14 protein-coding genes and 1 tRNA gene are annotated in these 14,617 nt (G+C 61.3%); 10 read left to right on the top strand and 5 right to left on the bottom strand.

Annotated elements, in window-relative coordinates; translation table 11 throughout:
- Positions 1–350: 350 nt before the first annotated feature.
- Positions 351–1,304 (bottom strand): NAD-dependent epimerase/dehydratase family protein, encoded by a 954-nt coding sequence (locus tag ACS3WB_RS06345; RefSeq protein WP_438274723.1) that lies wholly within the window; start codon positions 1,302–1,304, stop codon positions 351–353.
- Positions 1,305–1,451: 147 nt separating this feature from the next.
- On the opposite strand from ACS3WB_RS06345, the gene ACS3WB_RS06340 reads away from it, so the two are divergent.
- Genes ACS3WB_RS06340 through ACS3WB_RS06330 form a run of 3 tightly spaced genes read left to right on the top strand, consistent with a single transcriptional unit; the run spans position 1,452 to position 2,739 of the window.
- Positions 1,452–1,709, top strand: a complete 258-nt coding sequence (locus tag ACS3WB_RS06340) for a hypothetical protein (RefSeq protein WP_438274722.1) — start codon at positions 1,452–1,454, stop codon at positions 1,707–1,709.
- 22 nt (positions 1,710–1,731) lie between these two features.
- Positions 1,732–2,415 (top strand): type 1 glutamine amidotransferase domain-containing protein, encoded by a 684-nt coding sequence (locus tag ACS3WB_RS06335; protein ID WP_438274721.1) that lies wholly within the window; start codon positions 1,732–1,734, stop codon positions 2,413–2,415.
- Positions 2,416–2,442: 27 nt separating this feature from the next.
- Entirely contained in the window at positions 2,443–2,739 is a 297-nt protein-coding gene (locus tag ACS3WB_RS06330; protein ID WP_438274720.1) for an I78 family peptidase inhibitor, read from the top strand.
- Positions 2,740–2,902: 163 nt separating this feature from the next.
- On the opposite strand, the gene ACS3WB_RS06325 is transcribed toward ACS3WB_RS06330, so the two are convergent.
- A tRNA-Ser gene (locus tag ACS3WB_RS06325) sits at positions 2,903–2,996 on the bottom strand.
- Between the two features lie 616 nt (positions 2,997–3,612).
- Here ACS3WB_RS06325 and ACS3WB_RS06320 point away from each other — a divergent pair.
- From ACS3WB_RS06320 to ACS3WB_RS06310, 3 genes are all read left to right on the top strand, one after another.
- On the top strand, positions 3,613–5,130 hold the full coding sequence (locus ACS3WB_RS06320) for a porin (RefSeq protein ID WP_438274719.1): 1,518 nt from the start codon (positions 3,613–3,615) through the stop codon (positions 5,128–5,130).
- Between the two features lie 301 nt (positions 5,131–5,431).
- Positions 5,432–6,946: a porin gene (locus tag ACS3WB_RS06315; RefSeq protein ID WP_438274718.1), complete on the top strand. Its 1,515-nt coding sequence runs from the start codon at positions 5,432–5,434 to the stop codon at positions 6,944–6,946.
- Between the two features lie 280 nt (positions 6,947–7,226).
- The gene (locus ACS3WB_RS06310) at positions 7,227–7,541 is read left to right on the top strand and encodes a DUF3551 domain-containing protein (RefSeq protein ID WP_438274717.1); all 315 of its coding nucleotides are present in this window, start codon (positions 7,227–7,229) and stop codon (positions 7,539–7,541) included.
- A gap of 80 nt (positions 7,542–7,621) precedes the next feature.
- Here the strand turns inward: ACS3WB_RS06310 and ACS3WB_RS06305 are convergent, their stop codons facing one another.
- Complete coding sequence (locus ACS3WB_RS06305; RefSeq protein WP_438274716.1) at positions 7,622–9,895, bottom strand: transglycosylase SLT domain-containing protein; 2,274 nt, start codon at positions 9,893–9,895, stop codon at positions 7,622–7,624.
- A 229-nt stretch (positions 9,896–10,124) separates the two neighbouring features.
- On the opposite strand from ACS3WB_RS06305, the gene dapA reads away from it, so the two are divergent.
- The 4 genes from dapA (at position 10,125) to ACS3WB_RS06285 (ending at position 12,805) form a co-directional block, all read left to right on the top strand.
- A complete protein-coding gene (gene dapA, locus ACS3WB_RS06300) occupies positions 10,125–11,015 on the top strand; it encodes a 4-hydroxy-tetrahydrodipicolinate synthase (protein ID WP_438274715.1) in 891 nt (296 codons plus the stop codon).
- A 64-nt stretch (positions 11,016–11,079) separates the two neighbouring features.
- The gene (mscL, locus tag ACS3WB_RS06295) at positions 11,080–11,499 is read left to right on the top strand and encodes a large conductance mechanosensitive channel protein MscL (RefSeq protein WP_438274714.1); all 420 of its coding nucleotides are present in this window, start codon (positions 11,080–11,082) and stop codon (positions 11,497–11,499) included.
- Positions 11,500–11,653: 154 nt separating this feature from the next.
- Positions 11,654–12,127, top strand: coding sequence for an SsrA-binding protein SmpB (gene smpB, locus ACS3WB_RS06290; protein ID WP_438274713.1), 474 nt, complete (start codon positions 11,654–11,656; stop codon positions 12,125–12,127).
- A 96-nt stretch (positions 12,128–12,223) separates the two neighbouring features.
- Positions 12,224–12,805 carry a peroxiredoxin gene (locus tag ACS3WB_RS06285; RefSeq protein ID WP_438274886.1) on the top strand — a complete coding sequence of 194 codons (582 nt, stop codon included), beginning with the start codon at positions 12,224–12,226 and terminating at the stop codon, positions 12,803–12,805.
- Positions 12,806–13,243: 438 nt separating this feature from the next.
- On the opposite strand, the gene ACS3WB_RS06280 is transcribed toward ACS3WB_RS06285, so the two are convergent.
- Together ACS3WB_RS06280 and ACS3WB_RS06275 are read right to left on the bottom strand one after the other, a co-directional pair.
- The gene (locus tag ACS3WB_RS06280) at positions 13,244–13,942 is read right to left on the bottom strand and encodes a uracil-DNA glycosylase (RefSeq protein WP_438274712.1); all 699 of its coding nucleotides are present in this window, start codon (positions 13,940–13,942) and stop codon (positions 13,244–13,246) included.
- The gene (locus tag ACS3WB_RS06275; protein WP_438274711.1) at positions 13,920–14,549 is read right to left on the bottom strand and encodes a LabA-like NYN domain-containing protein; all 630 of its coding nucleotides are present in this window, start codon (positions 14,547–14,549) and stop codon (positions 13,920–13,922) included. Before ACS3WB_RS06275 ends, ACS3WB_RS06280 begins: the two co-directional genes overlap by 23 nt.
- Between the last annotated feature and the right edge of the window lie 68 nt (positions 14,550–14,617).

The following is a 14,617-nucleotide window of genomic DNA, read 5'->3' as shown; positions in this document are numbered from 1 at the left end:
AATCGCGTTGCACAGTCAAAAGGATTCTAAATTCGCGTCCGACTCCCTTCCGTGCTGATGATTCCGAGCAACACTGCCGGCTGTCGGCGACAGCGAAGGTGGCATAGCACGCAGGCCTGGCCGGTCGATCCGAGGCTCTGACAATCGGGACAACCTGGCGAAACCCGTATGAGCCGGCAGGACAGGACGTTCCGTTTCTCCACCTGGCCTGCCGGGTCCGCCAGCACGCGCGAGGCAACTGATCCCGGCTGCGCTTAAACGGCTCGACTGCCGCGAGCCCGGGCTTTCATCCGCGCGTCCGCGCAGGCTTCACCGTCTGGCGGAAGACCGTACGCCGCCGATCCCAACCCTCACTTGCCCGCCGAAGCCTTGTTCGGAACGAGATGCCCGTCCCGGATGGAGGCCAGGCCTTTGCGGAACGTCGTGACGCGGAAGTCTGGAAACCGCGTCTTGAATTTGTCCGAGACGAAGATGTTGTCGGTCTCGTAGCGCGGCAGCAGTTCCGCGGCATCGCGGATCCGCCTGTTGAACAGGCCTGCCAGTCGCAACTGCCAGCGCTTCAGCACCCGGTATCGAGGCTCGGTGCCGAATTGCTCCGCGGCGAGTGCAATGAACGCGCGATAGGTCAGGCGATCGTCGTCGCAGGGCAGGTGCCAGGTCTGGCCGTAAGCGTCGCCCGTGTTTCCCAAGAGCGCCATGGCCCGGCTTGCATCCGGCGTGTAGATCAGGCTGCGCAACCTATCGTCGCGCAGGAAGACCCGCGCGGCCTTTCCCCGGGCAAGGGGCTCGATGATGGAACTGTTGGTGATGCTCTGTGTGTTGCCGGGGCCGTAGAACTCGGGCGCCCTGCAGATCAGCGCGGTCAGCCGCTTCTTTTCCATCGCCGAGAGCAGATCTCCGGCGATGGCGGCGCGGATGCGCCCCTTCTCGCCATGGGGACGGAACGTGGTGTTTTCCGTCTGAGGCTCGTCGGTCTGCGGATACATGTAGGTGTTGTCGAAGAACACCAGCCGCGCTCCCTGCGCAGCGCAGGCGTCGATCACGTTCGTCATGATGACAGGCCATTGCTCGACCCAGAGCCTTGTATCCATCGGCAGCCCGGCTGTCAGATAGACGATTTCAGAGCCTTCGACCGCGCCCAGCGTATCGCTGGCGTCGAGCAGGTCCGCTCGATGAAGTTGGTTGCTGCCGTTCACCTGTTTTGGATTTCGGCTCACCAGCCGGATATCGCTGGTGAAGTCGCGCTTGAGATAGATGGCCAATTCGTGCCCGATCTGTCCGGAGGCGCCGAGAATTGTTTGCATCCAGTTCTCCTCCTTCGCGCTTCGCGCGCAACGCGCCGCTTCGCCTGGGATCGAAAGTGGGAACACCTTACATAATCTGTAGCCGGGCTTAGGTAACGAGGGCGATGGCGCGATTGCCGAAACAACTAAGAGAGGCGGTGCCGACGAATGCGTTTCGCGTTCCCTCACAGTCATGCTTTCCGGCGAGGTCGCGTCTCCGTCGATGACGACGGCAAGGCAGAGCCGGAATGCCTGGTCGAGTTTGGCGATGGCGTCACCGTCCTCGCGGAATGGCAGGCCGATGACGATGGCCTCCGCCTTTCCGTCCCCGATTATCGCACCGCAAAGGGCACGCTCGTAACGGCGCGGATCTGGCGGCTCGCTCGCGGCAAAGATGGCCTGTGGCGGTCGGAACGCCTGTCGTGACTTTCGAAAGAAGGACATTCATTTGACCAGACGCATTCTCCACGTGGTCACGAACGTGTCCCATTATGCCGATCCGGGCGAGCCGACCGGTCTGTGGTTGTCCGAATTGACGCACGCCTATGATATTTTCGAGGCCGAAGGATACGAGCAACGCATCGTCAGCCCCACGGGAGGAAAGTCGCCGCTCGAACCGCGTGCGCTCAAATGGCCGCTGCTCGATGCGTCGGCGAACGCGTGGCTGAACAGCCCTGCGCGCATGACGCTTCTCGCTGAGACGGCGCGGCCGGACGAGATCGACGCGGCGCTGTTCGACGTGATCTATTTCACCGGCGGCCATGCGGTGATGTGGGATTTCCCGGACGATGCCGGATTGCAGAAACTGGCACGCGGCATCTGGGAGCGGGGCGGCATCGTGTCATCGGTCTGCCACGGCTATTGCGGCCTTCTCAACCTCGCTCTCAGCGATGGAACGATGCTGGTGGCCGGCAAGCGCATCACTGGCTTTGCGTGGTCGGAAGAGATTCTGGCAGGCGTCTCCGGCAGGGTGCCCTACAACGCCGAAGCCGAAATGAAACGACGCGGCGCGCGATACCAAAAGGCGCTTCTGCCGTTTCTGACCTATGCCGTAGCGGATGGACGTCTCGTGACCGGGCAAAATCCCTTCTCGGCCAAGGCCACAGCCAGGAAAATCGTGGCCATGCTTTAGGACAACAGACAAAAGGAACGATTGGTCATGAAAGCGAAACTGGTTTCTGTGGCAACAGCCGTGCTCGCTGTCTCGACCGTCGCATTCCAGGCTGGCGCGGGTGGAGCGGGCAGCGCCACGCGAGGCATATGCCGGCCTGGCGCAGCGAAGGCGTTGGCTGGCATGGCTCGGTTGACCGACAAGCAAGCCAGGAAAATGACTGGCGCAACCATCGTGCGCCAGATCTCACCCGGCCAGGGCGTGACCATGGACTATCGTCGCGAACGGGTGACGATCGAAACCGACCCCAAAACGGGCAGGATCGTTCGCGCCTTTTGCGGCTAGGCGAAATTCATTCGTTCAGCAGACTGATTCCGTGTGTTGCCGCCGTTTTTGATGACAGAATCAAAGATGCTTCAGCGTAAGGCGGTGAGCGGGGCCTGTGCCCGTTGATAGGCACACGGTGATCGGCGGCAATGTCGCACTATAGAGGGCAATCGGCGTTGTCTGGCGGAGCCGGAGGGATTCGAACCCTCGATAGGGCTTTACAACCCTATAACGGTTTAGCAAACCGCCGCCTTCAGCCACTCGGCCACAGCTCCGTCAATGCTCGATATGCCCGACACGCTCGCCAGCCGCAAGCGCCGGATCGTGCGATATGTCCTTAGCACGCCATCATCCGGGACTTTCGACGATGGCCGCGCTGCTCCCGAAGTTTTTTTCGCCGTAAACGGGCATCGAGCGGCTGTCGAATCAGGTCGGGCGGTGCCCTCGATGATTCGCCGCGATCGGGCCATTCGAACGGACGGAAGGTCCGCGAAGCAGGGGCGGAGCGTTCGCACGTCCTCGAATGTCGTCTTTGAAAAAGATATGACAAAACAATAGCTTGTCTGTCCGTTTGCAACGGTAAGGCGTGGTGTTTGTGCAACACACCGCCAAAAACGGTTAGACACGTTCTATTCTGAGACGTTCCTTCATTGCGTGTGCACATCGGTTCGGTAATTGTGGTCACACGACGGAGGGGGGCATCCCGAGGTCGTTCCGTTTTTGGTGGTTCGCTGTTTTTGGGTAGTTCGCTTGAGTCCCTCGCGTAGGCGGGAGTGTCCGAACAAGCGCGAACGGCTGGGCGGTTAGTCAGGGACTGAGGGAACGTTTTCTTCGAGCGATTTGCGCTTAACGGATCCGGAACCTGCCCTAAAGAGCAACTTGGAGGTTGAAATGAAATTGATGAAGAGCCTTTTCCTCAGCTCGGCGGCGGGTTTGATCGCCATGAGCGGGGCACAGGCTGCCGATCTTCCGTTGAAGGCCAAAGCGGTCGAATACGTGAAGATCTGCTCCCTGTACGGCGCGGGCTTCTACTACATCCCCGGCACTGACACCTGCATCAAGCTCGGCGGCTATATCCGTGCGGATATGGGCGTTAATACCAATTCGATCTTCGGCGGCAATACTTCAGGCGCCGCCGGCGCGCAAAACCGTTTCAGCAACGCCTTCACCTGGCGGTCCCGCGCAGACCTGAACATCGATACCCGCACCGCCACCGAATACGGTGTGGTCCGCACCTATATGGATACGGTCTTCACCTGGACCTCGGGCGGTTATGCCGGTTCGTCTACCGGCTTGTCCACGTATGACGCTGCTCCGGCTGGAGCGAGCGGCAACGGCGCCGTCTCCGGCGGCCAGATCGGCGTGTACTACGCCTTCATCCAGTTCGCCGGCTTCACGATGGGTAAAGCTGCTTCGCAGTTCAGCACCCCATGGGGCAGCTATCCCGGCAACATCTACGACGGTCTCGTCGGCGGCGGCGGCGCGCTTACCGGCGTGAACCAGTTCACCTATACGGCGGAATTCGGCAACGGCGTGTCGGCATCGGTCGGCGTTCAGGATCCGAGCGCCTATTACCAGGCTGGTATCAACAACCTCAGCCCGAACGCGATCGCTCCCGCCGCGGCGGCGAACAACTTCGGTTACGGCGTCAACGCCTACGGCGGAACGACCGTTCCGGACGTTGTCGGCCAACTCCGCGTCGATCAGGCCTGGGGCCTTTTCCAGGCGTCGGTTGCGGCCCACAACAACAATCCTGCTTATTATGGCACCGATCAAACGACCGGTGGTCCCGGAGACAAGTGGGGTTGGGCCGGTCAGCTCGCCTTGCAGATCAAGAACATCCCGACCGGACCGGGTGACACGATCAACATCCAGGGCGTCTACACCAACGGTGCGACCCGTTACAACATCCAGGATCTGGGTCCCGCGGCGGGCGCAGCCACGATCTATTCCGGCGTGACCGGCGTTGGATATGGCTTTGCACCGGATGCAGTCTATGCTCCCGGAGGCTCGCTCCAGCTCATTTCGACCTGGGGTATGCGCGGTGCTTTCAATCACAACTGGAACCCGTACTGGGCCACGTCGGTCTTCGGCGCTTACGCATCGGTCAGATACACTGGCGCGGCCAAGAACATTATGTGCAACGTGACGATCCCTGTTGCCCTTGGCGCCGGTGTCACCACCTGCAACCCGGATTACAACATCGGGCAGATTGGTGCGAACCTGCGCTGGACTCCGGTCAAGAACCTGACGTTCACGACGGAAGGGGTTTATACTATGCTGGATCAGAAGTATGCCGGCACGGCTGTCCTTCCAATTAACCAGGGTATCGGCAAGCCGGGAGGTGTCTACGCCCTGAAGGACCAGGACATCTGGACCGTTATGTTCCGCGCTCAGCGCACCTGGTAATTACAGGTTGCTGAAGACATCCTGAACGAGCCCCCGGTAGGAAACTGCCGGGGGTTTATTTATCGGCAACGCGAAGGTGATGACGCAATGCCGCTGAGCGACGACGAAGCTTGATGCCATGATGGGCCGGATTGGCGGGGCAGTCGTGGCTGTCCTCAGCTTGCGCGGCGTGGGAGCCATCACAACCTCTTGAGGTTTGCCAGGCTGCGATAGTACTCTCTCAATCATCTTCCGTGATTCTCTTGGTAGCTTGCGAACAGCGGTGCGCGAGCTGTGCTACTTGGCAACATAGAAGTTTCAAATGAAATTCATGAAGAGCCTTTTCCTTGGCTCGGCGGCAGGTCTTGTCATCATAGGCGGGACGCAGGCCGCTGATCTTCCGTTGAAGGCCAAGGCCGTCGAATACGTGAAGATCTGCTCCCTGTACGGCGCGGGCTTCTACTACATTCCCGGCACTGACACCTGCATCAAGCTCGGCGGCTATGTACGAGCCGACATGGGCATCAACACCAACTTGATGTTTGCGGGTAATACTCTCGGCGCCCCGGGAGCGCGGAATCGTTTCGGCAACGCCTTCACCTGGCGGTCCCGCGCAGACCTGAACATCGATACCCGCACCGCCACCGAATACGGTGTGGTCCGCACGTACATGGACACGGTTTTCACCTGGACCTCCGGCGGTTATGCCGGTGACGGTACGGGTGCGACTGTCTACAATTCGGCTCCGCCTGGAGCGAGCGGCAACGGCGCCGTCTCCGGCGGCCAGCTTGGCGTGTACTACGCCTTCATCCAGTTCGCCGGTTTCACGGTGGGTAGAGCTGCTTCTCAGTTCAGCACTCCGTGGGGAAACTATCTGGGCAACAATATCTTCGACGGTCTCGTCGGCGGCGGCGGCGGTATCATCGGCGTGAACCAGTTCACCTATACGGCCGAGTTCGGCAACGGGGTGTCGGGCTCGATCGGCGTGCAGGATCCGGTCCAGTATTACCAGGCTGGCATTCTGAACCTCGGGGTAGCGCCAAACGCCGTCTTCGGCACAGCCAACCTTGGCTATGGTGCGAATGATTACGGTGGGACCACCGTTCCTGACGTCGTGGGTCAACTTCGCGTCGATCAGGCTTGGGGCTCGTTCCAGGCGTCGGTTGCGGCCCACAACAACAATCCCGCCTACTATACCGATCAAGCAAGTGGCGGCCCGCGAGACAAGTGGGGTTGGGCCGGTCAGCTCGCTCTATCAATTAAGAACCTTCCGACCGGTCCGGGCGACACGGTCGACTTTCAGGGCGTCTACACTAACGGTGCGACCCGTTACAACATCCAGGATCTGGCCGCTGCGGCAGGTGTCAACACGATCTATACCGGCATAACCGGCATTGGATACGGCTTTGCGCCGGATGCGGTATTTGGCCCTGGCGGTCAGCTTGAACTGGTCTCGACCTGGGGCATGCGCGGTGCTTTCAACCACAACTGGAACCCGTACTGGGCCACGTCGGTTTTCGGCGCTTACGCGTCCGTCAGTTACACCGGGGCGGCCAAGAACATTATGTGCAACGTGACGATCCCTGTTGCCCTTGGCGCAGGTGTCACCACGTGCAACCCGGATTACAACATCGGACAGATAGGTGCGAACCTGCGCTGGACTCCGGTCAAGAACCTGACGTTCACGACGGAAGGAGTTTATACCATGCTGGATCAGAAGTATGCCGGCACGGCTATCCTTCCATCCAACCCGGCCGTCGGCAAGCCGGGAGGTGTCTACGCCCTGAAGGATCAGGATACTTGGACCGTCATGTTCCGTGCTCAGCGCACCTGGTAATTACAGGTTGCTGAGGGCATCCTGAACGAACCCCCGGCCGGAAACTGCCGGGGTTTGATTTTTCCGATGAGGCAGGGGATCAGTCGCGCGATCCGCGCCATGCGCGATTGTATCCGTGGAAGGAAGTCCGTGGTCCCTGTGTTCGCCGTGACGAGCCATGTGACGGCGCTACGCGGCAAAACGGCGGGATATCTTCCAGCAAATTGTGGTGATGGCGAAGGCGACTCTGGCCGATCGCGCGCTTTCGCAATATAAGTCCGGCAGACAAAGCGGGATATCAATGGGTAACAGTGAAATGCGCGCGGTCAAACATAAGGTAGCGACTTACAGGTTTTCGCTTGCAGCCGTATGCACCGGCGTTGTGGTCTCATTCCTTACCCTTGCTCCCTCAGCCGCGCAGGCTCGGGATTATCCATACTGCATCAAGGGCGAGTATTACGAGAGCGGCACTGGCGATTGCAGTTTCGACACCTATCAGCAATGCCTGGCGACAGCCTCTGGCCGCCGCGCCTATTGCGACGTGAATCCGTTCTATCGTTTCCCCGAAGATGGCCCCACCGCATATCCCGACATGCGACGTAACTTCAGGCGATAGTTCGGACGTGGTGACGGCGCACGAAGGCGCATCACGCGCCGTGAATGCGAGTTAAAATAGCCGCGCGGAAGACCCTGCATCTATTCGATAGAACCGCGGTGCAAGTCCGCCTCAATCTGCAGCTTCGAGCCTCCGCCGAAGCGGGCGCGATAGACCTGCAGGTTCTCCATGATGCGCTGCACGTAGTTGCGCGTCTCCGAAAACGGAATCAGTTCGACCCAGTCCACCGCATCGACACTTGGATCGCGCGGATCGCCGTAGCGCGCGATCCATTTTTTGACACTGCCGCGTCCGGCGTTGTAAGCCGCAAAAGTCAGGATGTACGAGCCGCGATAGTCTTCGAGCAGGCCGCCGAGTTCCGCCGCACCGAGCGCGGCATTATAGGCGGGCTCGGTTTTCATGCGCTGAAGGTCGAAGCCGACGCCGTATTTCTTGCAGACATATCGCCCGGCATCAGGCGTCACCTGCATCAGACCGTAGGCGTGGGCCGGTGACACCACCGACGGATTGAAGGCGCTTTCCTGTCGGGCGATTGCATAGACGATGCTGCGCTCGATATCCGGTCCGATCGATTTGAACGACGGAATTCCGCTGACGGGATAGGCATAGAAATCGAACGGCAGCCCGCGATTGAGCGCAGCCTTGCCGGCCAGCAGCATCGCCCGGGCGTCGCCCTGGCGCGCGGCGAGTTCGCCAAGTCCGAGAACAGCGTCCGGATCGCCGTTCTCGCCCATGTCGGCAAAGATCGGGAGTGCGAATTCGCCGTTGCCGATTGCATAAAGAAGCTGCACGGCGCGCACGATCTCCAGCCGCTCGACACCGCGCGACCGGCTGCCGGGAACGCCGCGCAGTTCGATCTGCGGCAGTCCGAGTTTCGCGCGCGCAAGCTGGCCGTAGTAGCTGGTGGAGTGTTCGGCCGCCGCCGCGTAGGCGTGACGGGCTTCCTGGATGCGGCCTGCCGCCTCGGCGGCGCGGCCCTGCCAGTAGCCGGCCCGCGCCAGCGCGGTCGGGTTGACGCTGCCTACGCCGATGCGGGCGAAATGCCGGGCGGCGGTGTTGGGATCCCTCAGGAAACGCAGCGCGATCCAGCCGGCGGTGAACTCCTGCTCGGTCTTGTAGATGTCCCGCGCAGGAAGCGCCGCGTCGCGCGCAATGAGGTATGCGGTGCGATACTCGCCGACGTCGATCATCTTGCGCGCAAGCAGGCGTCGCTCGATCCACCATTCATCGACGTTGTAAAGCCGGTTGGGATCTCGCGGTGCATTCAGCATCAGCCGCGCCGCTTCCCCGAACTTCTCTTCACGCCGCAGAAGCTGAATGCGGGCGAAGATGTAGCCGGGATCGCCGTGCAACTCGCGCGGAACGTTTTCAAGCAGCGCGCGCAAGCTGGACGATTTACGGTCGGCGGCGATTCGTGCTCTGGCGAGGGCGACTTCGGCGCTTCCGAGCCGCTTTGCCGCGCGCAACGCCGCATCGCTTTCGCGACCGTAAAGCAGATAATCCATCCGCGCCTTCTGGTCGCCCGGCGTCAGCATTGCGCCGAATGCCTCGAGTGCCTTTTCCTCGAGCGGTTCCGACATCGAATCGGTCCGCCATGCTTCGCGGATCAACTGCACGGCATTGGCGCGGTCGCCTCGCGCGAGCAGGGCGCGCGCCAGCGCGAACCGTCCCTTGGCCGACAACGGTCGTTCGTTCTCGAACCAGGCCAGCACAGTGCGATCGTCGCGGCTGTCATCCCACAGCGCAGCTTCCGCGCGCCGGCGCAGAAATGTCTGCGATGGCCAGCTTGGATTGGCTTCGATGAAGGCGCGATAGCGCTCGGTCGGCGCGCCGTTGTCTTCGCTGCGCAGGATGATCCACTCGGCGAGCTTGCGCGCCACCGGGTCTGTCATGCTCGCCTCGACCTGCGTGGCGTCGGACGTTCTGCGCTTGCGGGTCAGGTCGATGACGTTCTGAAGCGCCTCGAGATCGGCGCGCGGCGTCGACGATGTCGCAGCCATGGCGGCCCTGGGAACGGGCGTGCGTTTCGGCGGCGGCGGAAGCACCGCGTGCTTGCGTGTGGCCGGTTGAATTGCCGGGGCTGCGGTGGCCTTGTCCTTGTCCGGAGTTGAGGTCTTGCCATGCGCGTGGCTGGCGGCTGTCTTCGAGCCGGCGACGGATTTTGGGGAGGCGTGGTGTGGAGTCGGCCGCGGCTTCGGTGCGGGAGTCTTGGCGGCCTTCTCGGTCTTCTGAACTTTCTCGGTCTTCGGAGCCTTTTCAGCACTTGCGGGTTCAGTCCAGAAGCCGGCAGCCAACACCACGCCCGCGCCGAGCACAGCTGTTCGCAACCTTGATGCACGGGCAGGCAATGTCACGGCAACCCCTCTCGGCAAATCTCGCAGGCCTTAAAAATCCCATGACTATTTCATTGAATATGTGGACAAAACACTAAAATTCGGGTGGCTGACTTATATGCGCCCCAACCGCGGCGAAATCGCGGCTGTCGGGTCGGAAGCGCGGACCTTTCGTCGCGGCGTCAGACCCGATATGACTGAGGAAACATGGAAATTGGCGCGGCGAAGTCGCGCAGCGTTGGAGCGGATCATGGCAAGCAAGGCGAGATTCCAGGGGTCGTATACCGCCCTGGTGACGCCATTCAAGAACGGCTCCGTTGATGAAGCGGCCTTCCGCGCACTGGTGAGTTGGCAGATCGGCGAGGGCGTCCAGGGGCTCGTGCCGGTCGGCACAACCGGCGAGAGCCCGACGCTGAGTCACGACGAGCACCGCAAGGTTGTGGAATGGTGCGTCGACGAGGCGAAAGGCCGTGTTCCGGTGATTGCGGGCGCGGGCTCGAATTCGACTCGCGAGGCGGTCGACCTGGCCGTCCACGCCGAGAAGGCCGGAGCCGATGCGGTGCTGGTGGTGACGCCCTACTACAACAAGCCGACGCAGGAGGGCATGTACCACCACTACAAGGCGGTGAATGACGCGATCGGCATCCCGATCATCATTTATAACATTCCGTCCCGCTCGGTCGTCGATCTCTCGGTGGAGACGATGACGCGGCTGTTCGAACTGAAGAACATTGCCGGCGTCAAGGATGCCACCGCCAATGTGGCGCGGGTTTCCCTGCAGCGCCGCGCGATGGGTCCGGACTTCATCCAGTTGTCGGGCGAAGACATGACGGCGCTCGCCTTCATGGCGGCAGGCGGGCACGGCTGCATCTCGGTATCCGCCAACGTAGCGCCTAAGCTGTGCGCGAGCCTGATGTCGGCGGTGCTGAGCGGCGACTATGCCGCCGGGCTCACGATTCAGGACCGGCTGGTGCCGTTGCACGACGCCATTTTCAAGGAGCCAGGGGTAGCCGGAGCCAAGCACGGTCTCAAGCTGCTCGGCCGTCTCGATGAAGTCGTGCGCCTGCCGCTGATGCCCGTGACGCCGGCGACCGGAAAGATTATTCGCGACGCCATGGTGCACGCGGGCTTGCTGAATTGAGGTCTGGTCTCTCACTTGGGTTGCCGCTGCTGCGCGACGCGGCGAAATATCGGGGAGAATTGCGATGCTGAAGGAATTTCGCGAATTCGCGATGAAGGGAAATGTCGTCGATCTCGCTGTCGGCGTCATCATCGGTGCTGCGTTCGGAGCTATCGTCTCCTCGATGGTCGCCGACATCATCATGCCGATCATCGGAGCCGTTACGGGCGGCCTCGACTTCTCGAACTACTTCACGCCGCTGTCGAAGGCGGTGAACGCCTCGAATCTGGCCGACGCCAAGAAACAGGGCGCGGTGTTGGCGTGGGGCAACTTCCTGACCCTGACGCTGAACTTCGTGATCGTCGCCTTCGTGCTGTTCATCGTTATCAAAGGCATGAACAGACTGAAGCGAAAGGACGAGGCAGCCTCCGCGGCGCCGCCAAAGCCGACCCGCGAGGAAGAACTGCTGACCGAGATCCGCGATCTGCTGAAAGCGAAAAGGTAAGGCGCGGCGTGTGGTGTGGTGATCGAAAGCTCGAAGTTCGACATCAGAGATTGCTGCAAGGACATGCGAACTTCGGAATCGAGACCCTAGAAGGGTAAAAGGATCGGGCGTTGCCGCTATTCGTTGAAAAGGCGACGTCCGGAGGTTTTCAGATATGGCCGAGAAGAACGAACGCGCGATCAAGGTCGTCGCTGAAAATCGCAAGGCGCGGTTCAACTATGCGATCGAGGACACCGTCGAGGCCGGCATTGCGCTGACCGGTACGGAGGTCAAATCGATCCGTAACGGCAAGACCACCATTGCCGAATCTTATGCCGATTCAAAGAACGGCGAAATCTGGCTGATCAATTCCAACATCCCCGAATATCTGCAGGCCAACCGCTTCAATCATGAGCCGAAGCGGCCGCGCAAGCTGCTGCTTCACAGGAAGCAGATCAACAAGCTGATGGGCGCGGTCGATCGCGAGGGCATGACGCTGATTCCGCTCAAGCTCTATTTCAACGAACGCGGACGGGCCAAGCTGCTGCTGGCGATCGCCAAGGGCAAGAAGCTGCACGATAAGCGCGAGAGCGAGAAGAAGCGCGACTGGGGCCGCGAGAAAGGCCGGTTGCTGCGGGCGAGGGGGTGAGAATACTCTTCACCGCCAAAGACGGAGCGAAGCGACCGGTTCGGACGGCTTCGTGATTTCGCGGCGATGACTGCGAACTCCGTGGAGGACCTCGCGATGAATCAGGAGAATCTGTTCGAGGTCGACTGGAGCAAGATTCCGGCGCCGGTCGACGATGGCGCTGCGCGGCACTTGCCCGGAAGAAGGATTCCGCCTCTCGATCTGGTTGCGACCGACAATTCTTCGGTGAGGCTGTCGGCGTTGAAAGGTCGAACGGTGGTATTCGCCTATCCGCGCACTGGCGAGCCGGGCAAGATCAGCCCGGTCGATGACTGGGACATGATTCCGGGCGCGCGAGGCTGCACGCCGCAGGCTTGCGCATTCCGCGATCTGTTCGCCGAGTTGAAGGCTGCCGGCGCAGGTCATGTGTTTGGTCTGTCGACGCAGGATCACCGCTACCAGTGCGAAATGGCCGCGCGACTGCACCTGCCGTTCGCCGTGCTGTCGGACGAGGGGCTTTCGCTGACCCGCGCGCTCGAACTACCGACCATGGAGGTCGCGGGGTTGACCCTGATCAGGCGACTCACGCTGGTCATCGATGGCGGCAGGATCAACCACGTATTCTATCCGGTATTCCCGCCCGACCGGAATGCTGGCGAGGTATTGGCGTGGCTGCGAGCGAATCCCGTTTCGCAATAGATGCGAGCGAAAAGCGCCTGCCTCGGTGATTTTGGACCCTAGCCGTTAAATTTTGATCGATCGATTCAAGGTTATTTCAGGTTTACCGTGATTTGCTCACGGCATGCGGATCAAACAGAAGCGCGCCACTCGGCGCATGCGACGCCGGCATCAACGGGCCTGGCTTGTACTCGACTCGGTCGAAGGCAGATCGGAGTGCGAGGTCATGGACATCTCCAGCGACGGCGCGCGCCTTGTGATTGCCTCCGCCGGCCTCACCGTGCCAAAGCGTTTCGGCGTCGCTTTGGTCCCGAATTCGCCGCCGCGGGAGTGTGAACGAGTCTGGCGAAACGGCGAGATGATGGGCGTCCGTTTCACTGAGCCGCGATAACTCCCGCGGCCGGCTATAGCGTGTTCGAGCGAAGTGGAATCCGGTTCGCGTGAAGAAGACGCGTCAAATCAAGACGCGAGGTCGTCGCGTACCCGTGCGAACACGTTCTCGAACATTTCGGGCGTCAGGACGCGAGTGTTGGTGTTGTAGCGGGAGCAGTGATAGCTGTCGTAAAGCCTGACCGCGCCGGCGTCATGCACGGCGCCATGCGCAAAGGATGCGGCCTTGGCGCGCAGCCCAAGTCCCTTCACCACGGAATCGTGAGCGATGCGGCCAAGCGCGACAACCGCCCTCAGGCGTGGCATCGATGTCAGCGTGGCGTTAAGGAACGTGCGGCAGGTGTTGATCTCGGCCGGCAGCGGCTTGTTTTGCGGCGGGACGCAGCGCACCGCATTGCTGATGCGGCAATCGAGCAAGGTGAGGCCATCGTCGGGCCGGGCCCGGTAGTGACCTGTCGCAAAGCCGTATTTCAGCAATGTGGCATAGAGCAGGTCGCCGGCGTAATCGCCGGTGAAGGGCCGCCCGGTGCGATTGGCGCCTTGCACGCCCGGCGCGAGGCCGACGATCAGCAGGGCGGCATCCGGGCTGCCGAAAGAGGGCACGGGGGCGTTGAACCACTCCGGTTCGCGCGCTCGCACTGCCAAGCGATAGTCAACCAGCCGCGGACAAAGCGGGCAATCGCGGCCGGGTTCTTCGTTTGCGGGGTTGGTGCCGGAGGGAGCAGGTTCGGCGCGCGACTGCGCCTCAGTCCTCGAAATCGTCGTCATCATCCCGATGCGCCATGGCGGTGGACCGCTGCAGGAATTGCGGCGCATGGTGGCGCGGCTCGCGCGATGTCTGCCGTTCCGACGGATCGCGCCCGAGTTTCGGCTGCAGGTCGACGAGGTCGGTGAAAACGTCCGCCTGGCGGCGCAATTCGTCGGCGATCATCGGCGGCTGGCTTGCGATCGTGGAAACAACGGTTACGCGCACGCCGCGGCGCTGCACCGCCTCGACGAGCGAGCGGAAATCGCCGTCGCCCGAGAACAGCACCATCTGGTCGACGTGTTCGGCAAGCTCCATCGCATCGACCGCAAGTTCGATGTCCATATTGCCCTTCACCTTGCGGCGGCCGCTGGTGTCGACGAATTCCTTGGTGGCTTTCGTGACCACCGTGTATCCGTTGTAGTCCAGCCAGTCGATCAGCGGCCGTATCGAGGAATATTCCTGGTCCTCGATGATCGCGGTGTAATAGAAGGCGCGAAGCAGCGTGCCCCTCGACTGGAATTCCTTCAGCAGGCGCTTGTAGTCGATGTCGAAGCCGAGCGTCTTGGCAGTTGCGTAAAGATTGGCGCCATCGATAAAGAGCGCGATCTTGTTGGAAGCGGGTGACATCAAGCGTTCTCGTGATCGTTGTTGGCGTTATTGGTGCGGCCGAGGCCAGCCACGCTTTCCAATGATGC

Origin of the sequence: Nitrobacter sp. (genome assembly GCF_051535215.1) — a bacterium.
Taxonomy (GTDB): Bacteria; Pseudomonadota; Alphaproteobacteria; order Rhizobiales; family Xanthobacteraceae; genus Nitrobacter.
This window is presented reverse-complemented; position numbering and strand designations above follow the sequence as displayed.